The following is a 25,507-nucleotide window of genomic DNA, read 5'->3' as shown; positions in this document are numbered from 1 at the left end:
GTCAGGAGCGTCAGCGAGCCGCGCGGTTGACGGCGGAGACGACGGCCTTCAGCGAAGCACGTGTCGTATTCGCGTCGATGCCGATTCCCCACAGAACCTTGTCGCCGATCGCGCATTCGATGTACGAGGCGGCCTGCGCGGAGGCGCCCTCGCTCATCGTGTGCTCCTGGTAGTCCAGCAGGCGTACGTCGATGCCGATGGACTGCAGGGCGTCGAAGAAGGCGGAGATCGGACCGTTGCCGGTACCGGTCAGGACGGTGTCCGTGCCGTCGACCGAGGCCTCGACCGTGAGCGTGTCCACGCCGTCCTTGTCCGTCGTGGACTGGCCGGCCTTGACCTGGATACGACCCCAGGGGTTCTCGGGGTTCGGCAGGTACTCGTCCTGGAAGGTCGCCCAGATGTCCTTCGGCGTGACCTCGCCGCCCTCGGCGTCCGTTTTCGTCTGGATGATCTTCGAGAACTCGATCTGCATCCGGCGCGGCAGGTCCAGCTTGTGGTCGTTCTTCAGGACGTACGCGATACCGCCCTTGCCGGACTGCGAGTTGACGCGGATGACGGCCTCGTAGGAGCGGCCGACGTCCTTCGGGTCGATCGGCAGGTACGGGACGGCCCACTCGATGTCGTCGACCGTGACGCCCTTGGCGGCCGCGTCGGCCTCCATCGCGTCGAAGCCCTTCTTGATGGCGTCCTGGTGGGAGCCGGAGAAGGACGTGTAGACCAGATCGCCCACGTACGGGTGGCGCGGGTGGATCTCCATCTGGTTGCAGTACTCCCACGTACGACGGATCTCGTCGATGTCGGAGAAGTCGATCTGCGGGTCGACGCCCTGCGAGAACAGGTTCATGCCCAGGGTGACCAGGTCGACGTTGCCGGTGCGCTCGCCCTGGCCGAACAGACAGCCCTCGACGCGGTCGGCGCCGGCCATCAGCGCCAGCTCGGCGGCGGCGACGGCCGTACCGCGGTCGTTGTGCGGGTGGATCGACAGGACGACGTACTCGCGGCGGGTCAGGTTGCGGCCCATCCACTCGAAGCGGTCCGCGTGCGTGGACGGGGTCGAACGCTCCACCGTGGCGGGCAGGTTGAGGATGATCTCGCGGCCCGGGCCGGGCTGCCAGACGTCCATGACGGCCTCGCAGACCTCCAGGGCGAAGTCCAGCTCGGTGTCGGTGAAGATCTCGGGGCTGTACTGGTAGCCGAACTCGGTCTCGGGGCCCAGCAGCTTCTCGGCGTACTCCATGACCAGGCGCGTGCCGTCGACGGCGATCTGCTTGATCTGGTCCTTGGAGCCGCGGAAGACGACCCGGCGGAAGACCGGGGCGGTGGCGTTGTACAGGTGCACGGTGGCGCGCTTGGCGCCCTTCAGCGACTCGACGGTCCGCTCGATCAGGTCCTCGCGGGCCTGGGTCAGTACGGAGATCGTCACGTCATCCGGGATCGCGCCCCCGTCCTCGATGATCGAGCGCACGAAGTCGAAGTCCGTCTGTCCCGACGCGGGGAAGCCGACCTCGATCTCCTTGTAGCCCATCTTGACCAGCAGGTCGAACATCTCACGCTTGCGCGCGGGCGACATGGGGTCGATCAGGGCCTGGTTGCCGTCACGCAGGTCGGTGGAGAGCCAGCGGGGGGCGGTGGTGATCCGCTGCTCCGGCCAGCTGCGGTCGGCGATGTCGACCTGGTCGTACTGGCCGTACTTGTGCACCGGCATGGAGGTGGGCTGCTGACGATTGCGGCGGGTCTGGCTGTTCGCCATGATGCGTGGGCTCCTCGGTGGGTGTCCGAAAGGACGGCCGACGGCGCAACGCCAGACTCCGCGGGGAGGGGGTCGGCCTCGACTACAGGCCCTCGCCGCGGCAGCTAAGGAGAAGCAGCCCGAAACGCATGATGCTCCGCAGCCTAGCCGAGCCACGCTCCGTACGGGGGGCTGTATCAGTATGCGGGACCGCGAGACCGAAAGGTATAAAAAGGGGCAAAAAGTGCGCCATACCACTTTCATCCGGCCCCCGAGGCTCCTTATTGCCGCATTTCACCAATCATGGTTGCAGGTAGTGACAGCGGCATAACTCAGTGCAAGGGTGCCGGGCATGACGACCCACGGGGGCTTCGAGCCCGTCTTCTGCACCATCGTCCCGCCCCACGTCCTCGACAAGCTCGCCCAGCACGAGGACCCCGCACTCGCCGGACCCGCACGCCAGACCCTGGAGCGCGACGCCTACGAGCGCACCCACCGCCGGCTGACCACCGTCATCGGCGCCCCGGCCGTCGCCCTGCCGAAGGAAGCGGAGGAGTCCAAGCCGCACCGCACGCTCTACGACGCCCGCCACCACCAGGACCTGCCCGGCAAGAAGGTCCGCGGCGAGGGCGACAAGCCGGGCAAGGACGCCACCGTCAACCGCGCGTACGCCGGTCTCGGCGCGACCTTCGAGCTGTACCTGAAGGCGTACCAGCGCAACTCGATCAACGGCGAGGGCCTGCCGCTCGACGCGACGGTGCACTACGACGTGAACTACAACAACGCCTTCTGGAACGGCGAGCAGATGGTGTTCGGCGACGGTGACGGCGAGATCTTCCTCGACTTCACCATCCCGGTCGACGTCATCGGCCACGAGCTGACCCACGGCGTCACCCAGTACACGGCGAACCTCACCTACTTCGGCCAGCCGGGCGCCCTGAACGAGTCCATGTCGGACGTCTTCGGCTCACTGATCAAGCAGTACACGCTCGGCCAGACCGCCACCGAGGCCGACTGGCTGATCGGCGCGGGCCTGCTCGCCCCGCGCGTCACCGGCACCGCGCTGCGCTCCATGAAGGAACCGGGCAGCGCGTACGACGACGACGTGCTCGGCAAGGACCCGCAGCCCGCGACGATGGACCACTACGTCCGCACCGGCCGCGACAACGGCGGCGTCCACATCAACTCCGGCATCCCCAACCACGCCTTCTACCTCGTCGCCGAGGCGCTCGGCGGCCACGCCTGGGAACGGGCGGGCCAGATCTGGTACGACGTCCTCACCGGCGGCGAGCTGACCCAGGAGGCCCTGTTCTCGGACTTCGCACGGCTCACCCTCGCCGCGGCACGGTCCCGGTACAACGAGGGCGAGGAACTCCAGGCCGTGACGAAGGCCTGGGAGCAGGTCGGCGTACCGACCTCGTAGCCCTTCGGGGCTCCACGTACTAGACAGGACCCATGCGTATTCAGGTGAGGCGTACGGGCGGTTTCGCGGGCATCGAACGCCATGCGGAGGTCGACACCACGGGCCGCCCAGACGCCCACGAGTGGCACGCCCTGGCCGAACAGGCAATGGCCTCCGGCCGGGGCGCCCCCTCCATCGGCGTCCCGGACGGCTTCAGCTACGAGATCACGGTGGACGGGAAGACGGTGTACGCGGCGGATCCTCGATTGACGGAGGAGCAGCGAAGCCTGATTTCGAGGGTCCTGAAGGAGGGCGCGTAGCGATTACTACTGGGGGCGCCCGGGTTCTTTTAGGGGCGCGGGGCTGTGACATTGTGCGGCTCCGCCGCGTGGGCGCGACCAGCCACAGACGGCCCGCAGTCGCGCAATCACAGCACCACCCCACCCCCTAGGCGCCCGTTCTTTAGGGGCGCGGGGAACTGCGCGACCAGCCCCCACCGGCCCGCAGTCGCCCACGCACCCGCCACCACCCCACCCCCAAGGCGCCCCCCGAAAAAGCCGTAACCCCTAGTTCACGCCACACCGTTGACTTCGCTTACCGCCGGTAAGGATGATCGCGCGCATGGCGACGAACCCCCTACCGCAGTTCCCGCCCGGCTTCCTCTGGGGCGTATCCACCTCGGCCCACCAGATCGAGGGCGCGGCCGACCTACGCGCCCCCTCGGTATGGGACGCCTTCACCGCCGAACCCGGCCACATCAAGGACGCCTCCACGGCCGCGGTGGCCTGCGACCACTACCACCGCTACGAAGAGGACGTCGCCCTCATAGCGGGCCTCGGAGTGGACGCGTACCGCTTCTCCGTCTCCTGGCCCCGCGTGAACTCCCCCGGCGGCCTCGACTTCTACGACCGCCTGGTGGACGAACTGACCGCGGCCGGCATCCGCCCCGTACCGACCCTCTTCCACTGGGACCTCCCGCTGGCCCTTGAAGAAAGCGGCGGCTGGCTGAACCGGGACACCGCCGAACGCTTCGCGGAGTACGCCGCCGTCGTCGCCGCCCGCCTCGGCGACCGCGTGAAGAAGTGGATCACCCTCAACGAGCCCGCCGAACACACCCTGTTGGGCCACGCGCTCGGCGCACACGCCCCCGGCAAGCAGCTCCTGTTCGACGCGCTGCCGGTGGCCCACCACCAGCTCCTCGCGCACGGTCTCGCCGTACGGTCCCTGCGCGCGGCCGGAGCCACCGACATCGGCATCGCCAACTCGCACGGCCCGACCTGGGCGGCATCCCGCCGCACCGAGGACGTGGAGGCCGCCGACTTCTACGACATCCTCCTGAACCGCCTGTTCGCGGACCCGCTGCTGCTGGGCCAATACCCGGAGGGCATCGGCGAGTTGATGCCGGGCGATGTCGAGGCGGACCTGAAGGTCATCGCCGAGCCGATCGACTGGTACGGGATCAACTACTACCAGCCGACCAAGGTGGGCGCCCCCGAGGGCGAGGAGATCGAGTTCAGCGGACTGACCCTGCCCGCCGACCTCCCCTTCTCCGTCCGCGAACTGGAGGGCTACCCGGTCACCGACTTCGGCTGGCCGGTCGTCCCGGAGGCGCTCACGGAGCTGCTGGTGGGCTTCCACGAGAGGTACGGCGACCGGCTCCCGCCCGTGGTCATCACCGAGAACGGCTGCTCGTACGACGGCATCGACGACCAGGAGCGGATCACGTTCCTGGACGGTCATGTCCGGGCACTGCACCGGGCGTTGGAGCAGGGCGTCGACGTACGCGGCTACTTCGTGTGGTCGCTGATGGACAACTTCGAGTGGGCGGAGGGATACGCGCGCCGCTTCGGCCTCGTCCACGTCGATTACGAGACGCTGGAACGCACCCCCAAGGCGTCGTACACCTGGCTGCGGGACGCCCTGCGGGCGCAGACGCGGGCGCGGGAACAGAGATGACGGCGGCCGACCCGGTCATACCCGTCGGGGCGCTGGCCGAGCCCGTGGAGCGGGTCGGCCGGGGCTGGACCACGGCGCTCTCGCTCGCCAACGGGGCGATCTGGGTGGGCTGGTACGGCCCCCTCCAGATCCTCCTCGCCTCCCAGGCGGAGGACTTCGCGCCCGGCACCGGCATGTCGAAGGAGACGATGCTGGCCTGGGTCACGGGCGCCGGCGCGGTCGTCTCGCTGATCGCCAACCCGCTGTTCGGCGCCCTGTCCGACCGCACGACCGCGCGCTGGGGCCGCCGTACGCCGTGGATCGTGGCGGGCGCGGCGGGCGGCGCGCTGTCGCTGCTGCTCCTGGCGGGCGCGGGCGGCGTAGGGATGATGGCGCTCGGCTGGTGTCTGGTCCAGCTCACCCTGAACGCCGCCTTCGCCGCGGTCACGGCGGCCGTCCCCGACCGGGTGCCACGGCTCCAACGGGGGTCCGTGGGCGGCTGGCTGGGCGCGGCGCAGATCCTGGGTGTGGTCGGCGGCACGGGCCTGGCGACGGTGGCGGGAGGCACGGGCGGCGGGTACGCGGCGTGCGCGGTGTTCACCCTGGTGGGCGTCCTGCCGTACGTACTCCGCTACCAGGACCTGCGCCTTCCCGAGTCGGCCCGCCCGGCGTGGTCCTGGCGCACCTTCCTGACCTCGTTCTGGCTGAGCCCGCGCCGCCACCCCGACCTCGGCTGGGCCTGGCTGACCCGCTTCCTGATCAACCTGAGCAACGCCCTCGTACTCCTCTACCTGCTCTACTACTTGAGAGACCGCCTGCACTACGACGACCCGGAACAGGGCGTGCTGATCCTCACGGCGGTGAACGGTGTCACGCTCCTCGCCACCGTCGTGGTGGGCGGGGTGTGGTCGGACCGGCTGGGCCGCCGCAAACCGTTCGTGATCTGGTCCGGCGTCCTGATGGCGGTGGCCACGGCGGCGCTGGCCGGCTGGCAGACCTGGCCCGGCGCGATCGTCGCGGCCGCGGTCCTGGGCATCGGCTTCGGCGTCTTCACCTCCGTCGACTTCGCCCTGATGACCGACGTCCTGCCCAAGGCCCTGGACCGCGGCAAGGACCTCGGCGTCATCAACATCGCCAACGCCCTCCCCCAGGTCACCGCACCCGCCCTGGCCGCCCCGATCGTCACGTACCTCGGCGGCTACCGGGTGCTGTACCTCGTCTCGGCGGTGATCGGCCTCGCGGGGGCGGTGCTGGTGGGACGGATCAAGGGCGTGGACTGAGCGGGCTGAACGGACTCTGAGCGGACTCAGCGGTCACAGGGCGCCGGCGTCCTGGGCGGTCCACACCGACGGGTACAGCGGGCGGAAGCCCAGGTCGCGGCGGATGCGGGCCGTGGAGACGATGCCGAGCCAGGGGTCGGAGTCCGTGCGCTCGTACAGGGCGGGCGGAATCTCGGCGCCGTTGAGCCGGTGGAGGTCGACGGCGGTGACGGGGGCGTCGTCGGCGATGTTGTAGATCCCGCCGTCCGCGCCCGGGGCGTACAGCAGGCGGCGGAGGCCCTGGGCGACGTCGGCGTGGTGGACCAGCTGGAGGCGCTGGGTGGCGGCCCAGTGCGCGGCCCACCGCATCGATGCGGCCAGATGCGGGTCGCCGTCGCCGTAGACGAAGGAGAGCCGCCCGATCCGTACGTCCATACCGCCCTCCAGGGCGAGGAGGCCTCGCTCCGCCTCCGCCTTCGACTCCGGGTACGCGCCCCACATCTCGCCGCCGGGCACGGTCGGGTCCTCCTCGGTGTGCGGACGCCCGCGGCCGGTCCCGTACACGAGGTTCGTGCTGACCTGCACGAACCGGCGCACGCCCGAGGCGACGGAGGCCCGCCCCAGCTCCAGCGCGGCGTCGCGGTTGACCGCCCGGGCCTCCTCGTCCGGTACGCCACGGAAGGCGGCCGCGATGTTCACCACCGCGTCGACGCCCGCCAAGGCCTTGCCGAGCACCTCGGAGTCCCGCAGGTCACCGACCGCGACCTGGGCGCCGAGGTCGGCGAGGGCGGCCGCCCTGGACTCGTCGCGGACCAGGACCCGTACCTGGTCACCTGCGGGTGCCTGGCTCAACAGCCGGGGTACGAAGCGGCGCCCGACCTCACCGGTGGTTCCTGTCACCAGAGTCAGCATGATGATGCACTCCTGTCAGTCGATGGTTGGTCGATGGTTGGCCGATCCCCCGATGCCTCGTTCATTGGGGGATCGGGGCCTCGGGGCCTCGGTATCGAGCTTCGGCCCGGGCCGGGCGCGGCGGGAGAGACCTCCTCATCCGGGGACCGGCAGTCCCTGGATAAGACGGGCGGCTTCGGCCAGGGTGGAGAGGTGAACCGAGCCGAGCTCGCCGACTTCCTGCGCCGCAGCCGCGCCCGGCTGGAGCCCTCCGACGTGGGCCTCGCGGCCGGTGCCCGACGCCGTACGCCGGGTCTGCGTCGCGAGGAGGTGGCGGCGCTCGCGGGTATGTCCGTCGACTACTACACGCGGCTCGAACAGTCCCGCGGCCCTCGCCCCTCCCGCCAGATGCTCGGCGCGCTGGCGCGGGCGCTCCGCCTCACCGGCGACGAACGGGACCACCTGTTCCACCTGGCGGGCGAGGAACCCCCGCGCGCCGAGAGCGCCTCGGCGTACATCCGCCCCGGTCTGCTGCTGATCCTGGACCGGCTGCACGACGCGCCCGCGCAGGTCATGACCGACTACGGCGACGTGCTCGCCCAGAACGCGATGGCGGCGGCGCTCGTCGGCGAGGCGGGCACCGAACGCAATCTCGTACGCCGCTTCTTCACCGACCCTCGCGCCCGCGCTCTCTTCCCGCCCGAGGACCACCCCGCGCACGCCCGCTCCCACGTCGCCAATCTGCGCGCGATCACTGCGGCCCGCCCGAAGGACCCGGCGCCGGCTGCCCTGGTGGCCGAACTCCGCACCGCGAGCGAGGAGTTCGCCGCGCTGTGGGACTCACACGAGGTCGCTGTACGCCGCGCCTCGACGAAGAGATTCCAGCACCCCACCGTCGGCCTGCTCGACCTGGACTGCGAAATCCTCCTCGCTTCCGGCGACAACCAACTCCTGATAGTCCACACGGCCCGCCCCGGCACCGACGCCCACGAACGCCTCCAACTCCTCCGCGTACTGGGCCTCCAGAACATGACCCCCGCGCACCCGTGACCGCGGGGGTCCCAGGAAGGCTTCGCCCCCAGACCCCCAAAAGATTGCGCAGTTCCCCGCGCCCTTTAAAAGCACCCGGGGCGGGCCGGCGGTTGTTCAGGGGCGCGGGGAACTGCGCGCCCAGCCCCCCACCCACCCGCACCCGACACACAACCGAACGGGGTCGAAGGGGCAGAGCCCCTGGGGATGGGACGGGTAGGGGCGGCGGGGGCGAGGAAACCGGCCCATGGCTCAACTTCGGCCAGTTTTGATGAGCGTTGAAGGAATCCGTCGGGCATCCCTTGCAACCCCAAGCCACCCGCGCATCAATGGAACCGCACATTCCGACGGACCGTCAGATACGCGCGGACGGCTCCGTCCCGACCATCCCCACATGGCAATTCCCGTACAAGGGAAGGGAACCCAATGAGAGGCAAGCGACTCGGAATCACCGCGGCGTTAGCCGCCGGCACCCTCGCCGCGACCGGCCTGGCCTTCGCCCCCACCGCCGCGGCCGTCACCCCCCAGACAGCCACCATCAACGCAACCTGCAGCATCGGCGGCAGCGGCGAAGCCACCCTCACCGCCACCCAGACCGGCACGGCCGCGACCATCACCCTCAGCTCCACCGAGATCACGGCCCCGATCAGCATCGCCCAGGACTCGATCACTTCCACCCTGACCATGGTGAACGCGAGCGGCGGCACCACCGCCTTCACCGGCACGAAGAACCCCGCCATCGCAGCGGGCGGCGGAGTCTCGGTGGGCCCCCTGGACGGCACCGTCGCCTCCGGCGACAGCCTGGAGGCATACGGCGGCTCCCTGCAGATGGTGGTCTTCGGCATCACCATCACGTGCACGGCAGACGCGGCACAGTCCCCGAGCCCGTTCGTGTTCGAGTAAACCCCGCAGGCGCGAAGACCGGTGCCGCCCGCGCGCAGCGGCACCGGTTCCTCCCTCTCAACCACCCTGCGGGCAACCGGAGTTGATGACCATGACAGAAACTGATGGGTCATCAGTTGCCGTATCAACCCTCCATTGACTTCTCACACAACCCGCACATCAATGGCCCCCTGTCGGCGCAGAAGAGCCGCTGCGCCCGCAACCCTCAGGAGGGGGCAACAACCATGTCAACCACGGGTTCGACAACCCGAAGACGCCGTTGGGCGGCGCTGCTCGGGGTGACCGCTCTCGCGGTCGCCGCGGGGGGCGCGCTGGCCGCCCCGGCGGGGGCCGCCACCAACGTGGACTTCGCCACGCACTGCATCCCGCCGGCGGTCGCGGGGATCCCGCCGATCGACGGCACCACCACCGCGATCGTCACGGTGGACAACGCCAGCCCCAAGGTCGGCGACACCGTCAAGGTGACCTACAAGGTGGTGACGCCCGCCGCGAGCAACCCCACCTCGATCAGCCTGCCGGCCGACATCATGACGCCGAGCGGCAAGGTGACCCTGGGCGGGGCCCAGACCGGTGACGTCACGGTCGTCGGAGAGAAGAAGAACGATCCGGTGGCGGGCAACGCGCCCTTCCCGGGGTTCGAGATGACCGGCACCTTCACGGTCACCGCGCCCGGTGCCATCACCCTCTCGCCCGGCGACTACAACATCCACACCAGCTACATCCTGGAGCTGGACACGCCCTGCACGGTCACCAACCCGCCCGCGCCCGTCTCCGAGACGATCACCGCGGCGGACGCACCCCAGCCCAACACCCGCGCCATCCAGCTGGGTTCGGCCTCCGGGAACCCCGGTGACAGCGTGACCGTCACCGGCAGCAACTTCACCCCGGGCGCGACCGTCACGCTCGCCGGACGGTCGGGTGCCAGTCAGACCGGGGACACCGCGACGGTGACCGCGGACGCTTCGGGTGCCATCAGCGGTCCCCTGGTCGTCAACGACAAGACGACGACGGGCGTCGTGGCGTACGAGGGAGCCGCGTGGAGTAGCGACCTGGGCGCGGGGCCTGCCGCGTACACCGTCATCGACAACACGCCCATCCCCGACAACGCCCAGAAGCTCACCACCACGGTGAACCCGGGCAAGCTGTCGATGTCTCAGGCCGGGGACTCCGTCACGCTGACGGCGGTCGACTTCGGCAAGGGCGGACCCTCGACCGGCGATCTGCAGACGGTGACCGTCCAGGACTTCCGCGGCGGACCCGCGGGCTGGTCCCTGACCGGCAAGGTCACCGATTTCACCGCTCCCGGCGCCAAGATCGATGCCGGGCAGCTCAGCTGGACCCCGGCATGTGTCACCAAGGCCGGGAGCCCGAGCACCTGCCAGGCCGGTTCGCCCGGCACCGTGGGGAGTTCGGGAGCGACGCTGGCGTCCGCCCCGGCAGCCACGCTCACCGGTGGTGAGTTCACTGTCGACGCCCAACTGTCGCTGAACGTACCGCAGTTCACGGCGCCGGGATCGTACTCCGGCGTGCTCACACTGACGCTCAGCTGATCCGTCCGTCCGCACCTTCCGTGGCCGGGCGCGCACCCGCCCGTCCACCTCGTCCGTGGGGGTCCGCACCCATGCGCAAGCTGTACGTCCTCCTCCTGATCGCACTCCCGACCGCACTCCTGACCGCGCTGCTGGGCTGCTTCGCGGCGCCTTCGTACGCCGCCGACAACGGCAGTTGGTCCGTCTACCCCGTCGCCTCACGCATCGCCGCGCGGCCCTACTTCTATCTCTCCGCCGACCCCGGACAGACCATCAAGGACAAGGTCGTCGTCGCCAACAAGACGGGCAAGCCGCTGAGTTTCCGGCTGTACGCGGCCGACGCCTACAACACCGCGCGCGACGGCGGGTTCGCCGTACGCACGGTGAAGGAGAAGCAGCGAGGTGTCGGCGCGTGGGCGCGGCCCGCGCGCTCCCGGGTGACGGTTCCCGCGCACGGCACGGTCACCGTGCCGTTCACGCTCAAGGTGCCCGAGAAGGCCGAACCCGGCGACCACCCGGGCGCGCTGGTCGCCCTCGACGAACGCGTCGACACGGGCGACGGGACCTTCCAGGTCGGGGTGCAGCGGGCGGTCGGCGCCCGGATCTACCTCCGCGTCGGCGGCCCGACGGTCCCCGCCATCGCCGTCGAGAAGGTCCACATCGCCCACCACCAGCCCCTGGTCCCCGGCATCGGCGACAGCACGGCCACCATCTCGTACACCCTCCACAACACGGGCAACGTGACCCTGAATCCGAAGGTGCGGCTCAGGGCCGAGGGCCTCTTCGGCCGTACGCTGCTGTCGCGGGGGCTGACCAAGATCCCCTCGGAGCTGCTGCCCGGGCAGCGGGTCCGGCTGACCGAGCCGTGGTACGGGGCCCCTCAACTCGAATGGGGCGACGTGAAGTTGACCGCCAGCGCCCCGGGCACCCGCGAGTCGGCGAGCGCGTCGTTCTTCGCGCTGCCCTGGCTGGTCGCGGTGGTCGTGGGGGTGGTGATCGCGGCCGCGGTGGTGGTGATCAGAGTGCGTCGGGGCCGCGCTCGCCCGTCCGTACCCGTACGACGGTCTCCACCGGCACCGCCCACACCTTCCCGTCCCCGATCTTCCCGGTCTGCGCCGCCTTCACGATCGCCTCGATGACGGCCTCCGAGTCGGCGTCCTCGACGACGACCTCGATACGGGCCTTGGGGACGAGGTCCACCTGGTACTCGGCACCGCGGTACACCTCGGTGTGCCCGCGCTGACGCCCGTACCCGCTGGCCTCGGTCACGGTCAGCCCGTGCACGCCGATCTCCTGCAGGGCGGTCTTGACCTCGTCGAGGCGGTACGGCTTGACGATCGCGGTGATGAGCTTCATGCCTGGGTCTTGACCTTCTGCGTGGTGGAGACGGATGACGAGACCGGGGCGCCATGGCCCAGGACCCCGTGATCGTAGGCGCTCTCGGCGTGCACCGTAAGGTCCAGGCCGGTGTACTCCTCGTCCTCGCTCGCCCGGAAGCCCATGACCTTGTCGAGCAGCTTGCCGATCCCGTACGTGACGGCGAAGGCGTACGCCCCGACGGCCACGACCGCGACCACCTGCTTGCCGAGCTGGCCGAGCCCGCCGCCGTAGAGGAGACCCTCGGCGCCACCCGTCATCGTCTCCGTCGCGAAGACCCCGATGAGCAGCGTGCCGATGATCCCGCCGACCAGGTGCACGCCGACGACGTCCAGCGAGTCGTCGTAGTTCAGCTTGAACTTCCAGCTCACGGCGTACGAACAGACGACACCGGCGGCGAGTCCGACGACCAGCGCGCCCACCAACGACACGGACCCGCAGGACGGGGTGATGGCCACCAGGCCCGCGACCGCGCCGGACGCGGCGCCGAGCGTGGTGGGGTGGCCGTCGCGCTTCTGCTCCACGAAGAGCCAGCCGAGCAGGCCGGTGCAGCCGGCGGCGAGGGTGTTGAGGAAAGCGGCGGCGGCCAGACCGTTGGCGCCCAGCGCGGATCCCGCGTTGAAGCCGAACCAGCCGAACCACAGCAGACCGGCGCCCAGCATCACCATCGGCAGGTTGTGCGGCCGCATCGCGTCCTTCTTGAAACCGAGGCGCGGGCCGAGGACCAGGCAGAGGGCGAGTCCGGAGGCGCCTGAGGTGATTTCGACCGGAAGACCGCCCGCGAAGTCCAGTGCGCCCAGCTTGTCCAGGATCCAGCCGCCGGGGCCCCACACCCAGTGGGTGACGGGAACGTATACGAGCAGCGCCCATACCGGCACGAAGACCATCCACGCGCCGAACTTCGCGCGGTCCGCGATCGCACCGCTGATCAGCGCGGCGGTGATGATCGCGAAGGTCAGCTGGAAGGTGGCGAAGAGGAGGGTGGGGACGGTTCCCTGGACGCTGTCCGGCCCGAGACCGGCCATTCCGGCGTGATCCAGCCCCCCGATGAGCCCGCCGAAGGCGTCGTCGCCGAACGCGAGCGAGTATCCGGCGGCCAGCCACACCACCGTGACCAGGGCGATCGACACGAAGCTCATCATCAGCATGTTGAGGACGCTCTTCGTGCGGACCATGCCGCCGTAGAACAGGGCGAGGCCCGGCGTCATCAGGAGGACGAGCGCGGTGGCGGCGAGCATCCAGGCGGTGTCGCCGGTGTCGATCTGGGCGGCGGCCAGGGTCACGGTCTCTCCAACGGGGTGGGGGCGTCGTCAGAGCGTCACGGTCCCGCGTTTCCGGTTGTGCACATACGCGTTTCCGGCGTGTTTCGTGTTGCGCGGGGGTTTCCGGAAGCTCACCGGGCCCCGCGGGAGCGTCCAGGGGCGCTCGGCGTGCGGCGGGGGCTTGTGGATCAGGGACAATGGGCGCCATGAGCGTTCGTACCCCGTCATCCGAGCCGTCCGAGGCCCCCCACCGCGCCGGCTTCGCCTGCTTCGTGGGCCGCCCCAACGCGGGCAAGTCCACCCTTACGAATGCTCTGGTCGGCCAGAAGGTGGCGATCACCGCGGACCAGCCGCAGACGACGCGGCACACGGTACGCGGCATCGTGCACCGGCCCGACGCGCAGCTGATCCTGGTGGACACCCCCGGCCTGCACAAGCCGCGCACGCTGCTCGGCCAGCGCCTGAACGACGTGGTCCGCACGACGTGGGCCGAGGTCGACGTCATCGGCTTCTGCCTGCCCGCGAACGAGAAGCTCGGCCCCGGCGACCGGTTCATCGCGAAGGAACTGGCGTCCATCAAGAAGACGCCGAAGGTCGCGATCGTCACCAAGACCGACCTCGTCGACAGCAAGACGCTCGCCGAGCAGCTCATCGCGATCGACCAGCTCGGCAAGGAGCTGGGCTTCGAGTGGGCCGAGATCGTCCCCGTCTCGGCGGTCGGCGACAAGCAGGTGGACCTGCTGGCCGACCTGCTCGTCCCCCTCCTCCCGGAGGGCCCGGCCCTCTACCCCGAGGGCGACCTCACGGACGAGCCCGAGCAGGTCATGATCGCGGAGCTGATCCGCGAGGCGGCCCTGGAAGGCGTACGGGACGAGCTCCCGCACTCCATCGCCGTCGTCGTCGAGGAAATGCTGCCCCGCGAGGACCGCCCCGCCGACAAGCCCCTCCTCGACATCCACGCCTTCGTCTACATCGAGCGCCCCAGCCAGAAGGGCATCATCATCGGCCCCAAGGGCAAGCGCCTGAAGGAGGTCGGCATCAAGTCCCGCAAGCAGATCGAGGCGCTGCTGGGCACTCCGGTCTTCCTCGACCTGCACGTGAAGGTCGCCAAGGACTGGCAGCGGGACCCCCGACAGCTGCGCAAGCTGGGCTTCTGAGCCGTATCCGCATCCGCATCCGTCTCCTCCGCGTTGTCAGTGGTCCCGCCTACACTCCCGGCCCATGACCTACGTGGACGAGCACGTGCATCCGGAGCCCCCCGTCGCGGGTGACGAGACCGCAACCCTGCTGGGCTCCCTGGAACGACAGCGCGCGACCCTCGCATGGAAGTGCGGGGGTCTGGACGCGGCCGGCCTGAGCGCGACGGTGGGCGTCTCCTCGATCACCCTGGGCGGACTGCTCAAGCATCTGGCCCATGTCGAGGACGACTACTTCTCGGGCCGTCTGTTCGACCGCCGGCCCAGTCCCCCCTTCGACACGGCGGACTGGGACACCGACCCCGACTGGACCTGGCACTCGGCCGCCGAGGACACCCCCGACCAGCTCTACACCCTGTGGCAGGACACGGTGGCCCGTTCCCGCACCCTGGTCGCCCAGGCCCTGTCCGACGGCGGCCTCGACCGCCTCGCCGACCGCCGCTGGCCCGACGGACGCGCCCCCAGCCTCCGCCGCATCCTCATCGACCTCATCGAGGAGTACGCCCGACACGTGGGCCACGCGGACCTCATCAGAGAGTCGGTGGACGGCCTCGTGGGCGAGGACCCACCCCGCTGACCGCTCCGCGGGTGGGTGGGGGTGGGTGCGTGGGTTTGTTCTTTGGCTGCGGGCCGGTGGGGGCTGGCCGCGCGGTTCCCCGCGCCCCTAAAAGATTGCGCAGTTCCCCGCGCCCCTTAGGTGCGGGTGGGTTGCGGTTGTTTCGTTTGGCTACGGGCTACGGGCCCGGGGGGGGCGATGGGGCGCAGCCCCGAGCCTTCAGGGGCGCGGGGAACTGCGCGACAAGCCCCCACCGGCCCGCAGCCGACGAACAAGCCGGGCGGGGTCGAAGGGGCGGAGCCCCTGGGGATGGGACGGGTAGGGGCGGCGGGGGCGAAAACCCACTCAGCCCGCGCTGACGACGACCCGTACGGCCCCATCAGGCCCAGCCACCAGCACCGGCGTCCCGGCCCCGCCAAGGTCCCGCACAGCCGCCCGATCCTCCTCCGAGGCCCCCTCCGCCTCGGACACAACGGCCGCCGCCTCCAACGACTTCGCCCCGGACGCCACCGCCATAGCCACCGCGGTCTGCAGCGCACTCAACCGCAACGAAGGCAAAGCCACGGTGCCGGCGACATACGTACGTCCCGTCTCGTCCCGCACGGCCGCCCCCTCGGGCACACCATTACGAGCCCGCACGGAACGGGCCAAAGTCACGATCTTGCGGTCCTCGGGGTCAAGCGCGCTGCTGTCGGTCATGCCCTGAGCATACGAAGTGTCGACGCACACCCCCGCCGAAGGGGTCTACCGATTGGGCCCTGCCGAAAGGGGGTCACCCGGCAACGGGATACATCGACCCCCGCCGCCCCTCGGGCGAAGCCAGCCACTCCAGCTTCGCCGCCGTGTTCGCCTCCGGCAGCGGCGTATGCAACACGATGGTGAGATCGGGCCGCGCCGGCACCTTCATGGCAGTGGACTCGACGGCGAGCAGACCGACCAGCGGATGGTCGAGCTCCTTGCGGATCTGGCCCGCGTCCTGGATGTCCCGCCGCTCCCACAGTTCGGTGAACTCCTCGCTGACCTCCCGGAGTTGGGCCAGCACCTCGTGGTACCCCTCGTCGTCGGGCGCGGCGGCGCAGGACGCCCGGAACTGGGCGACGACCGTGTGCGCGTTCACCTCCCAGGTCCGGGACCGGCCCCGGTAGAGCGGGTCGGTGAAGAAGTCGATGATGCAGTTCTGCGTGTTGCCGGGCCGCATGCCGAGAACCATCCCGGCGGCGTCGTTGTACATCACGCAGTTGTAGTACGGGTCCATGATGTGCGCCGGATACGGCATCCAGGTGTCGATCAGCCGCCGCAGCCCGTCGCACATGTCCCGGACCTCGGGCGCGACCTCCGGCGCGGGCGGGTTCAGCCCGGCGAGCAGATACAGATGGCGTCGCTCGGCGTTGCTGAGCCGCAGCACCCGGGCGACCGCGTCGAGCACCTGCGGCGAGACGGAGATGTCCCGCCCCTGCTCCAGCCACTGGTACCAGGAGGCGCCGACACCCGCGAGCACCGCGACCTCCTCGCGGCGCAGACCGGGGGTACGGCGGCGGGCCCCGCCGTCGGGCAGCCCGGCCTCCGTCGGTGACACCCTGGCCCGGCGGCTCATCAGGAAGTCCCGCAGCTCCCGCCGCCGGTTGGTCCTGAGCGCGTCCTCCGTCACGTGCGAATCCCCCTGTTGGTGACTGGTGGTGCGACCACCAGCATAAGTTCCCGCTCCCCACGGTTGTTCCGATCGCAGGAAGCTCTTGCCCATGGCGATCGACACGACCGAAACCACCACTGAAACCACCACCGGAAGCACCATCGCTTCCGCGCACACACCCCCCGTACACACACCCCCCGTACAGGACTCCCCGAACCCCCAACCCCCGCTCGGCACCCGGCTGTCGACCCGCGACAAGCTCGTCCTCTTCGTCCTCTGCGCGGCACAGTTCATGGTCGCGCTCGACTTCTCCGTCCTGAACGTGGCGCTGCCCGTACTCGGCAAGGACCTGGGCATGAGCCCGTCCGCGCTCCAGTGGGCGGTCACGGCCTTCGCACTGCCGTCCGGCGGCTTCCTGCTGCTCTTCGGCCGCATCGGCGACCTGTACGGCCGCCGCAAGCTGTTCCTGGCGGGTCTCGCCCTCTTCGGTGCGGCCTCGCTGCTGGCGACCTTCGCCTGGGACCCGGCGTCGTTCCTGGCCGGGCGGGCGTTGCAGGGCCTGGCCGCCGCGACGATCGTGCCGACGGCCATGTCGCTGCTGACGACGACCTTCCCGGAGGGCCCGGCGCGCGACCGCGCCCTGGGCATCGCCGGCACGCTGCTGTCGCTCGGCTTCACGATCGGCATGGTCGCGGGCGGTGTCCTCACCGACGTAGTGGGCTGGCGCTCGACGATGGGCCTGCTGACGGTCTTCGCGCTGATCGTGCTGCCGCTGGCGCCGGGCCTGCTGCCCGAGTCCCGCACCCCGGAGCGCCCCCGCCTGGACATCCCCGGCGCGGTCACCGTCACCGGCGGTCTGCTGGCCCTGATCTACGCCCTGTCGACGGCGGCGGACCGCGGCTTCGGCGGCGCCGACGTCATCGCGACCCTCGTCACGGGCGTGCTCCTGCTGGCCGCGTTCGGCTACGTCGAGTCCCGCGCCCACTCCCCGCTCGTCAGCCTCCCCATGCTGCGCCGCCGCACGGTGGCGTGGGGCAACCTGGGCGGTCTGGTCACGTTCTCGATGATGTCGACGGTGGTCTTCGTGATGACCCTGTACCTCCAGGAGACGCTCGGTCTCTCCGCCTTCGAGACGGGCCTGATCTTCGGCTTCCAGGGTGCCCTGTCGGCGCTCGCCGGGATGTACGCCCCGAAGGTCATCGGCCGCTTCGGCGCCCGCCGTACGCTGGTCGGCTCGCTGGCCGGTCAGGGCCTGTTCGTGGCGACGCTGGTGCTGCTGAACACGCACACCTGGTCCGTCTGGCTCGCCACCGCCGCGGTCGGCCTGGCCAGCATGTGCCACCTCGGCGCGATCATCTCGTACGGCCTGACCGTCACCTCGGGCGTGCCGAACGAGGAACAGGGCCTGGCCACCGGCCTGGTGACCTCCACCCAGCAGGTCGGCCTCACGATCGGCATCCCGCTGCTCGGTGTCCTCGCGACGACGTCGGACGACCTGATGACCGGTGTCCGCACGGTGCTCGCCCTGGACACGGCGATCGTCCTGGCGGCGGCGGTGCTGATCGCGGTCGGACTCGGCCGCCGCCGCTCGGGGACGGTCGAGGCCTGAGGCCTCAGGGGCGGTCGAGGCGGAGGCGCTCGGCCTTCGGCAGACCGGCGACGACGAGATCGTACGAATCCTCGATGAGCTCCCGGACCATACGGTCCGGGAGTTCGCCGTCGACGGTCACCGTGTTCCAGTGCCGCTTGTTCATGTGATAGCCGGGGATGATCAGCCCCGGGTACTCGCCGCGCAGCCGGACCGCGTCCTCCGGGTCGCACTTCAGATTGACCGTGAGCGGGCGCGCGCCCAGATTGCTCAGCGCGAAGAGCTTGCCCAGCACCTTGAAGACCGAGGTCTCCGGGTTGAAGGGGAAGTCCTCGACGGTCGCGTTGAAGGACAGACAGAACGCGCGCAGCTGCTGCGGGGTCACTCCGGCTTCTCCTCCTCGGAAGGGTTCACGGGTTCACTCCGGTTTTTGGTCCCCAGAAGGTCACTCCGGTTTTTCGTCCTCCGACGGCTCCGGATCCACCGGGCCGACCGGCTCGACGAGCACCGTGACGATCTTGTTCCGCCGCCCCGCCGCGGACTCTGCGGTCAGCCGCAGCTCGCGCCCGTCGGGCAGTTCGACCACCGACGAGGCCCCGGCGATCGGAACCCTGCCGAGCGCCTTGGCCAGCAGCCCGCCGACGGTCTCCACGTCCTCGTCGTCGTACGCCTCGAAGCCGTACAGCTCGCCGAGGTCGCCGATGTCGAGGCGGGCGGTCACCCGGTAGCGGTCGTCGCCCAGCTCCTGGACGGGCGGCAGCTCGCGGTCGTACTCGTCAGTGATCTCGCCGACGATCTCTTCCAGGATGTCCTCGATGGTGACGATGCCGGCCGTGCCGCCGTACTCGTCGATGACGACGGCGACGTGGTTGCGCTCCTGCTGCATCTCGCGCAGCAGATCGCCCGCGTTCTTGGTGTCGGGCACGAAGGTGGCGGGCCGCATGGCCGTCGACACCAGCTCGGACTCGGCGTCGCGGCTGATGTGCGTCTTGCGGGCCAGGTCCTTCAGATACACGATCCCGACGATGTCGTCCTCGTTCTCCCCGGTGACGGGGATGCGCGAGAAGCCGGAGCGCAGGGCGAGGGTGAGGGCCTGGCGGATGGTCTTGTACCGCTCGATGACGACGAGGTCGGTCCTCGGCACCATCACTTCCCGTACGAGGGTGTCGCCCAGCTCGAAGACCGAGTGCACCATGCGGCGCTCCTCGTCCTCGATGAGCGACTCCTTCTCGGCGAGGTCGACCAGCGCGCGCAGCTCGGCCTCGGAGGCGAAGGGGCCGCGCCGGAAGCCCTTGCCGGGCGTGAGCGCGTTGCCGATGAGGATGAGGAGGGGCGGGATCGGCCCCATCACCCGCGCCAGTGGCAGCAGGATGTAGGCGGCCGCCGTCGCCGTGTTCAGCGGGTGCTGGCGGCCGATGGTGCGCGGGGAGACGCCGACCGCGACATACGAGACGAGGACCATGACCGCGATCGCGACGGACAGCGCCTGCCAGGTCTGGTCGAACTCCTTCAGGCAGGCGTACGTGACAAGCGCGGCGGCGGCCATCTCGCAGGCCACCCGCACGAGCAGCGCCACGTTCAGATAGCGGGTCGGGTCTGCGGCGACCCGGGCGAGCTTGGCGCTGCCGCGCCGGCCGCTGCGTACGGCTTCCTCGGCGCGGAAGCTGGAGACGCGCGCGAGGCCCGCCTCCGCGCAGGCGGCGAGCCAGGCGACGACGACCAGCAGGACGGCGCCGAGGACGAGTTGCGGACTCATGAAACGGTCGGGGCCGGGGAGGGGCCCGTCATGCCCTTCTCCGCGCGCCAGCCGTCCACGATGGCGGCCTGCAGACCGAACATCTCTGCCTTCTCGTCCGCTTCCTCGTGGTCGTAGCCGAGCAGGTGCAGCACTCCATGGACGGTGAGGAGCTGGAGCTCCTCGTCCATGGAGTGCTGCGTCGCAGCTTCCTTGCCCTGCCGCTCGGCGACCTCCGGGCAGAGCACGATGTCACCGAGCAGCCCCTGCGGCGGCTCGTCGTCGTCCTTGGACGGCGGGCGCAGCTCGTCCATGGGGAAGGACATGACATCCGTCGGGCCGGGCAGGTCCATCCACTGGATGTGCAGCTGCTCCATGGCGTCGGCGTCCACGACGATCACCGAGAGCTCGGAGAGCGGGTGGATGCGCATCCGCGCGAGCGCGTAGCGGGCGATGTCGAGGATCGCCTGCTCGTCGACCTCGGTTCCGGACTCGTTGTTGACGTCGATCGACATGGGCGTGCTGTTCTACTTCCCCTTGTGGCCGGCTCTGCCGCGGCCCTTGTGGGAGCCGTTCTCGGTGCCGTTCTCGCTGTCGTACTTCTCGTACGCGTCGACGATACGGCCGACCAGCTTGTGCCGTACGACATCGTGGGACGTGAGCCGCGAGAAGTGGACGTCGTCGACGCCCTCCAGGATGTCCTGGACCTGGCGCAGACCCGACTTCGTGCCGGTCGGCAGGTCGACCTGTGTCACGTCACCCGTGACCACGATCTTCGAGTCGAAGCCGAGGCGGGTGAGGAACATCTTCATCTGCTCGGCGCTGGTGTTCTGCGCCTCGTCGAGGATGATGAAGGCGTCATTGAGGGTGCGGCCGCGCATGTAGGCGAGCGGCGCGACCTCGATGGTCCCCGCCGCCATCAGCCGCGGGATCGAGTCCGGGTCGAGCATGTCGTGCAGCGCGTCGTAGAGCGGGCGCAGGTAGGGGTCGATCTTCTCGTACAGCGTGCCCGGCAGGAATCCGAGCCGCTCGCCGGCCTCGACCGCGGGGCGGGTGAGGATGATCCGGTTGACCTGCTTGGACTGGAGCGCCTGCACGGCCTTCGCCATGGCGAGATACGTCTTGCCCGTACCGGCGGGGCCGATGCCGAAGACGATGGTGTGCTTGTCGATGGCGTCGACGTACCGCTTCTGGTTGAGCGTCTTGGGGCGGATGGTGCGGCCTCGCGAGGACAGGATGTTCTGCGTGAGCACCTCGGCCGGAGTCTCCTGGCCGTCGCCCTCCCCGTTCCCGCTCGCCCTGAGCATGGCGATCGAGCGTTCCACTGCGTCCTCCGTCATCGGCTGGCCCGTGCGGAGCACCAGCATCATCTCGTCGAACAGGCGCTGGATGAGGGCGACTTCACGGGCATCGCCGACCGCGCTGATCTCATTGCCCCGGACGTGTATGTCGGCCGCCGGGAAGGCCTTCTCGATCACGCGCAGAAGGGAGTCGCCGGACCCCAGCACGGTCACCATGGGGTGCTGGGCGGGGACGGTGAAGTGCGCTCGCGCCTGCCCCTGCGCGGGGGTGTGAGCTGTGGGTGTCTGAGTCATGGGCCGGCTCTGTAGGCCTGCGTATCCTCCTCGGTCGGCACGCTTGCCACATGGGCAGCCTTGCGGTTCCCAGCGTACGTCGCCGCACTGACAGAGCCGTAGGGCTTTTCCTCAGCTCACGCCGAGCGTCCGAACCCGATCGTCGGTACCGCCCGCCGCAGTGGCCACGGGCGGGTCACCTCCGGCAGCAGGCCCTCCAGGAAGGCGTACCGGCTCAGGGCCGTCGGGTCCTGGGCGTCGACCGACTGGACGCGGCGCCACCACGCCGCGATCTCGGACCAGCCGGGCGCCGACAGCGACCCCCCGAACTCCTGGACGGAGAGGGCGGCGGTGAGGCCGGCGAAGGCGAGGCGGTCGGCGAGGGGCCAGTCGGCGAGGGTGCCCATGACGAAGCCGGCGACGAACACGTCACCGGCGCCGGTCGGGTCCATGGCCTCGACCGCGATGGCCGGGACCTCGGCGGTCTCGCCGGTACGGCCGTCCACGGCGTACGCGCCCTCCGAACCGAGGGTGACGACCGCCAGCGGTACGTACGCGGTGAGCGCCTGTGCCGCCGCGCGCGGGCAGTCGGCGCGGGTGTACCGCATCGCCTCCTCCGCGTTCGGCAGGAACGCCTCACAGTGTTCGAGATCGGCCAGACCCGCCAGGTCCCAGCGGCCGGTGTCGTCCCAGCCGACGTCGGCGAAGAGCCGGGTGCCCTCGCGGGCGGCCTGGGCGATCCAGGGCGCGCGCGTGCCCGGGGTCAGCGAGGCCACGGCGGCACGCGCGCGTGGGGCGTGTTCCGGTGCGGGTTCCTCCGGGGGTGGCTCGTGGCCGTGGCTGACCATCGTGCGTTCGCCCTCGTACGCCATGGACACGGTGACCGGGGAGTGCCAGCCGGGTACGCTGCGCGACGGGGAGAGGTCGATGCCCTCGCCCTGCTCCAGGGCGTCCCAGCAGTACTCCCCGTAGTGGTCGTCCCCGAAGGCCGCGGCCAGGGAGGTCTTCAGCCCCAGCCGGGCCAGGGCGGTCGCCATGTTGGCGACTCCGCCGGGGCTGGAACCCATCCCCCGCGCCCAGGACTCCGTCCCCCGCACGGGGGCGGAATCGAGCCCGGTGAAGATGATGTCCAAGAAGACCGTGCCCGTGAGATAGACGTCCCAGGGCGGGTCCTGGGGAGTGCGCAGCCCGGCGAGCGGGTCGACATGGGCCTGGCCGAACGGTCGCTCTCCGTTGGACGCGATCACGATGCGCTCCCTGACATGGTGCGGACCTGGCCAGTGTGCACCACGGCACCCACAGGCTCCGCCCCTTCCACCCCTGGGTTGTGTGTCGGCTGCGGGTGATCGCGCAGTTCCCCGCGCCCCTAAAAGGGGCGCGGGGAACTGCGCAATCTTTTAGGGGGGTCTGGGGGCGCAGCCCCCAGGAAGGGATGGGACGGGTAGGGGCGGCGGGGGCGAAAGAAAGCCCGTTTACCCGTGCACCCCCGCTCCAAACGCAACGTGCCCCACATCACACGACCCCACCTTCTTCGCACCCCCACCCCCTTGATACAAATTGCCCGCGCGTTCCTGTCCGTCGACAGCCGCCCAACCCCCTCATTGAGCCGCTCCTTTCGCATGCCCTGGGAACGCCCGTGTCCGCCCGCATCACCACCCCCTGGCCCCTCGTCGCCCTTTTCACGGCCGGGTACCTGGCCGCGTACCTGCTGCCGACCACAGTCGGCAGACTGGACGCGGGCCTCCCGCTCACGGCCACCCAGGCCGGCGCCATCGGCAGCGCACTGCTGCTGAGTTCGGCGACAGCCGGGTTCCTGCTCGCCTCCCGCGTCGACCGCTTCGGCCCCCGCACACTCGCCCGCACGGGCCTGCTCCTCGCGGCCGTCGGCTACGGCACCGCCGCGCTCACCACGACCGTCCCCCTGGTCATCACCGGCGCCGTCGCCGGAGGCTTCGGCTCGGGTACCGCCACCACGGTCGCCGCGACCGGCGTGGCCGCCCAGCGCGACCCCCACCGCACCACCACCCTGGGCCTGCTCGGTGTCTCCGGCCTCGCGGGCGTGCTGTACCTGACGATCCCCCACCTGGGCCCGGCCCACGGCCTCCCGCTCGCCGCGGTCGCCTGCACGGCGCTGCTGGTGCTGCCCGTGACGCGGCGCCTCCCCACCCGCACTCCCGCACCCGCGTCCCGGGCGCTCCGCGCCACCGACCCCCTCCCTCACTTCCGTTCGGGTCTGGTCCTCGCCGCCTCCCTGTTCTTCTGGTCCCTCGCCCAGAACTCCCTCTGGGGCGTGAGCGGCCGCATCGGTCTGACACAGGCGGGGCTCACCGAAGTGACCGTCGGCGCGGTGTTCGCGGTGGCGCTCGGCGCGGGGCTGCTGGGTGTGATCGGCGCGGGTGCGCTGGGCCCGCGGCTCGGCAGCGCGTTGCCCATCGGCGCCGGTACGGCCCTGATCGCCGGCTGTATCGCGCTCAGCGCGGCGGCCGGTGACCTGACGTCCTTCGCGACGGGCGAGATCGCCTGGAACACGCTCTACCCGGTCGTGCTCTCGTATCTGATCGGCCTCGCGGCCTCACTGGATCCGCGCGGACGGTGGGCGGTCCTGGTCGGCTCGGCCTCCTCGCTCGGCACGGCGTGCGGCCCGCTCGTCGGCAGTCTGCTCTCCGCGCGGGCGGGTTACCCGGGGATGGGCGTGATCCTGGCGCTCGGCCTGCTGCTCGTCACCGTCCCCCTGACAGCCGTGGCGCTCCGTCCGAGGCGCGGTACCCCGCAGGAACACCCGGTCGTCGAGATCCCGTTGGAGGCCGTGCCCGCCGGGCGGACGGCGTACGACATGGCGGGACCCCGGCAGGCGGCAGCCGCACCGGGGCCCGGAACCACGTACAAGCAGGCCGTCTAGTCGAGCAGGTCGAACTCGTACGCGTCGACCTCGGCGATGTACCGGGCCCGCCGCTCCTCGTCGTGCTCCAGGAAGGACGCCTCGAAGGAGTTGCGTGCCAGCTCCCGCTGCCGCTCGTGGTCCAGGCCCAGTGCTTCGTGCACGGCGTGGAAGGTGTCGCCGACGTAGCCCCCGAAGTACGCGGGGTCGTCGGAGTTGACAGTGCACAGCAGCCCGGCGTCCATCATGGCGGGCAGCGGGTGGTCCTCCAGGACGTCCACCGCGCGCAGCCGTACGTTCGACAGCGGGCAGAGGGTGAGCGGGATCCGGTCCCGTACGAGCCGTTCGACGAGCTCGGGGTCCTCCATGCAGCGCAGCCCGTGGTCGATGCGCTCGACGCCGAGGACGTCGAGGGCCTCGGTGATGTACGCGGGCGGGCCCTCCTCGCCGGCGTGCGCGACGCGTCGCAGACCGAGCGCGGCGGCGGCCTCGTACACCTCGCGGAACTTGACCGGCGGGTGTCCGACCTCGGCGGAGTCGAGGCCGATGCCGACGATCCGGTCGAGGTAGGGCTTCGCGGCCTCCAGCGTCTCCAGCGCCGACTCGGCGGACTCGTCGCGGAGGAAGCACATGATCAGCTGCGTGGAGATGCCGTGCGTCTCCTCGCTGCGGGCGAGCGCGCGGTGCAGGCCCTCGACGACCGTCCCCATGGCCACCCCGCGGACGATGTGCGCCTGCGGGTCGAAGAAGATCTCCGCGTGCCGCACGCCCTGCGCCGCGGCCCGCGCCAGGTAGGCGTCGGCCAGGTCGGCGAAGTCCTGTTCCGTCCGCAGTACGGCCATGAGCTCGTAGTACAGGTTCAGGAACGACTGGAGATCGTCGAAGAGATACGCCTTGCGCAGCTCCTCGGTGTCCGCGTACGGCAGCGTGACGCCGTTGCGCGCGGCGAGCGCGAAGGCCAGCTCGGGTTCGAGGGTGCCTTCGATGTGCAGGTGCAGTTCAGCCTTGGGGAGGGACATCAGAGCATGGTAAAG

23 protein-coding genes and 1 pseudogene are annotated in these 25,507 nt (G+C 70.3%); 12 read left to right on the top strand and 12 right to left on the bottom strand.

Translation table 11 applies throughout. The features are described 5' to 3' along the window. Positions 1–10: 10 nt before the first annotated feature. Positions 11–1,750 carry a 2-isopropylmalate synthase gene (leuA, locus tag OIC96_RS32300; RefSeq protein ID WP_330304481.1) on the bottom strand — a complete coding sequence of 580 codons (1,740 nt, stop codon included), beginning with the start codon at positions 1,748–1,750 and terminating at the stop codon, positions 11–13. Between the two features lie 331 nt (positions 1,751–2,081). On the opposite strand from leuA, the gene OIC96_RS32295 reads away from it, so the two are divergent. From OIC96_RS32295 to OIC96_RS32280, 4 genes are all read left to right on the top strand, one after another. Beyond that, positions 2,082–3,152: a M4 family metallopeptidase gene (locus OIC96_RS32295; RefSeq protein WP_330304482.1), complete on the top strand. Its 1,071-nt coding sequence runs from the start codon at positions 2,082–2,084 to the stop codon at positions 3,150–3,152. 32 nt (positions 3,153–3,184) lie between these two features. Next, positions 3,185–3,451, top strand: coding sequence for a protealysin inhibitor emfourin (locus OIC96_RS32290; protein WP_327428610.1), 267 nt, complete (start codon positions 3,185–3,187; stop codon positions 3,449–3,451). A gap of 289 nt (positions 3,452–3,740) precedes the next feature. Beyond that, on the top strand, positions 3,741–5,087 hold the full coding sequence (locus OIC96_RS32285) for a GH1 family beta-glucosidase (RefSeq protein WP_330304483.1): 1,347 nt from the start codon (positions 3,741–3,743) through the stop codon (positions 5,085–5,087). Further along, complete coding sequence (locus OIC96_RS32280) at positions 5,084–6,346, top strand: MFS transporter (RefSeq protein WP_330304484.1); 1,263 nt, start codon at positions 5,084–5,086, stop codon at positions 6,344–6,346. Before OIC96_RS32285 ends, OIC96_RS32280 begins: the two co-directional genes overlap by 4 nt. Positions 6,347–6,379: 33 nt before the next feature. Here OIC96_RS32280 and OIC96_RS32275 read toward each other — a convergent pair whose 3' ends face one another. Beyond that, a complete protein-coding gene (locus OIC96_RS32275) occupies positions 6,380–7,237 on the bottom strand; it encodes an NAD-dependent epimerase/dehydratase family protein (RefSeq protein WP_330304485.1) in 858 nt (285 codons plus the stop codon). Positions 7,238–7,429: 192 nt separating this feature from the next. Here OIC96_RS32275 and OIC96_RS32270 point away from each other — a divergent pair, with 192 nt between their 5' ends. The 4 genes and pseudogenes from OIC96_RS32270 to OIC96_RS32255 form a co-directional block, all read left to right on the top strand. Then, positions 7,430–8,266: a helix-turn-helix transcriptional regulator gene (locus OIC96_RS32270; RefSeq protein WP_330304486.1), complete on the top strand. Its 837-nt coding sequence runs from the start codon at positions 7,430–7,432 to the stop codon at positions 8,264–8,266. 405 nt (positions 8,267–8,671) lie between these two features. Continuing rightward, positions 8,672–9,148, top strand: a complete 477-nt coding sequence (locus OIC96_RS32265; RefSeq protein ID WP_330304487.1) for a hypothetical protein — start codon at positions 8,672–8,674, stop codon at positions 9,146–9,148. 224 nt (positions 9,149–9,372) lie between these two features. Beyond that, positions 9,373–10,698: a beta-xylosidase gene (locus OIC96_RS32260; protein ID WP_330304488.1), complete on the top strand. Its 1,326-nt coding sequence runs from the start codon at positions 9,373–9,375 to the stop codon at positions 10,696–10,698. A gap of 71 nt (positions 10,699–10,769) precedes the next feature. Then, positions 10,770–11,798, top strand: a pseudogene (locus OIC96_RS32255) (WxL protein peptidoglycan domain-containing protein); the annotation flags it as partial. Here OIC96_RS32255 and OIC96_RS32250 read toward each other — a convergent pair. Continuing rightward, on the bottom strand, positions 11,695–12,033 hold the full coding sequence (locus tag OIC96_RS32250; protein ID WP_327428616.1) for a P-II family nitrogen regulator: 339 nt from the start codon (positions 12,031–12,033) through the stop codon (positions 11,695–11,697). The pseudogene OIC96_RS32255 and the gene OIC96_RS32250 sit on opposite strands and share 104 nt — an antisense overlap. After that, the gene (locus tag OIC96_RS32245; RefSeq protein WP_330304489.1) at positions 12,030–13,337 is read right to left on the bottom strand and encodes an ammonium transporter; all 1,308 of its coding nucleotides are present in this window, start codon (positions 13,335–13,337) and stop codon (positions 12,030–12,032) included. Before OIC96_RS32245 ends, OIC96_RS32250 begins: the two co-directional genes overlap by 4 nt. Before the next feature lie 176 nt (positions 13,338–13,513). Between OIC96_RS32245 and era the strand changes: the two genes are divergently transcribed. Both era and OIC96_RS32235 read left to right on the top strand, forming a co-directional pair. Then, complete coding sequence (era, locus tag OIC96_RS32240; protein ID WP_327428618.1) at positions 13,514–14,473, top strand: GTPase Era; 960 nt, start codon at positions 13,514–13,516, stop codon at positions 14,471–14,473. A gap of 64 nt (positions 14,474–14,537) precedes the next feature. After that, a complete protein-coding gene (locus OIC96_RS32235) occupies positions 14,538–15,089 on the top strand; it encodes a DinB family protein (RefSeq protein ID WP_330304490.1) in 552 nt (183 codons plus the stop codon). 324 nt (positions 15,090–15,413) lie between these two features. On the opposite strand, the gene OIC96_RS32230 is transcribed toward OIC96_RS32235, so the two are convergent. Both OIC96_RS32230 and OIC96_RS32225 read right to left on the bottom strand, forming a co-directional pair. Next, complete coding sequence (locus OIC96_RS32230; RefSeq protein WP_330304491.1) at positions 15,414–15,767, bottom strand: cytidine deaminase; 354 nt, start codon at positions 15,765–15,767, stop codon at positions 15,414–15,416. 73 nt (positions 15,768–15,840) lie between these two features. After that, entirely contained in the window at positions 15,841–16,662 is an 822-nt protein-coding gene (locus tag OIC96_RS32225) for a helix-turn-helix transcriptional regulator (protein WP_406502258.1), read from the bottom strand. A gap of 145 nt (positions 16,663–16,807) precedes the next feature. Here OIC96_RS32225 and OIC96_RS32220 point away from each other — a divergent pair, with 145 nt between their 5' ends. Beyond that, on the top strand, positions 16,808–18,307 hold the full coding sequence (locus OIC96_RS32220) for an MFS transporter (protein WP_330304493.1): 1,500 nt from the start codon (positions 16,808–16,810) through the stop codon (positions 18,305–18,307). Between the two features lie 4 nt (positions 18,308–18,311). Here the strand turns inward: OIC96_RS32220 and OIC96_RS32215 are convergent, their stop codons facing one another. The 5 genes from OIC96_RS32215 to OIC96_RS32195 form a co-directional block, all read right to left on the bottom strand. Continuing rightward, the gene (locus OIC96_RS32215) at positions 18,312–18,671 is read right to left on the bottom strand and encodes an MmcQ/YjbR family DNA-binding protein (RefSeq protein WP_330304494.1); all 360 of its coding nucleotides are present in this window, start codon (positions 18,669–18,671) and stop codon (positions 18,312–18,314) included. 60 nt (positions 18,672–18,731) lie between these two features. Continuing rightward, on the bottom strand, positions 18,732–20,042 hold the full coding sequence (locus OIC96_RS32210) for a hemolysin family protein (RefSeq protein WP_330304495.1): 1,311 nt from the start codon (positions 20,040–20,042) through the stop codon (positions 18,732–18,734). After that, positions 20,039–20,536, bottom strand: coding sequence for an rRNA maturation RNase YbeY (gene ybeY, locus OIC96_RS32205; RefSeq protein WP_189185145.1), 498 nt, complete (start codon positions 20,534–20,536; stop codon positions 20,039–20,041). Before ybeY ends, OIC96_RS32210 begins: the two co-directional genes overlap by 4 nt. A 12-nt stretch (positions 20,537–20,548) precedes the next feature. After that, on the bottom strand, positions 20,549–21,616 hold the full coding sequence (locus OIC96_RS32200; RefSeq protein WP_330304496.1) for a PhoH family protein: 1,068 nt from the start codon (positions 21,614–21,616) through the stop codon (positions 20,549–20,551). Between the two features lie 116 nt (positions 21,617–21,732). Continuing rightward, positions 21,733–22,842 (bottom strand): carbohydrate kinase family protein, encoded by a 1,110-nt coding sequence (locus OIC96_RS32195; RefSeq protein ID WP_330304497.1) that lies wholly within the window; start codon positions 22,840–22,842, stop codon positions 21,733–21,735. 389 nt (positions 22,843–23,231) lie between these two features. On the opposite strand from OIC96_RS32195, the gene OIC96_RS32190 reads away from it, so the two are divergent. Continuing rightward, positions 23,232–24,494, top strand: a complete 1,263-nt coding sequence (locus OIC96_RS32190; RefSeq protein WP_330304498.1) for an MFS transporter — start codon at positions 23,232–23,234, stop codon at positions 24,492–24,494. Here the strand turns inward: OIC96_RS32190 and OIC96_RS32185 are convergent. After that, a complete protein-coding gene (locus OIC96_RS32185) occupies positions 24,491–25,492 on the bottom strand; it encodes an adenosine deaminase (protein WP_330304499.1) in 1,002 nt (333 codons plus the stop codon). The two genes, OIC96_RS32190 and OIC96_RS32185, sit on opposite strands and share 4 nt — an antisense overlap. Positions 25,493–25,507: the final 15 nt, after the last annotated feature.

The sequence above is a fragment of the Streptomyces sp. NBC_00775 genome (genome assembly GCF_036347135.1).
Lineage (GTDB): Bacteria > Actinomycetota > Actinomycetes > Streptomycetales > Streptomycetaceae > Streptomyces > Streptomyces lutosisoli.
This window is presented reverse-complemented; position numbering and strand designations above follow the sequence as displayed.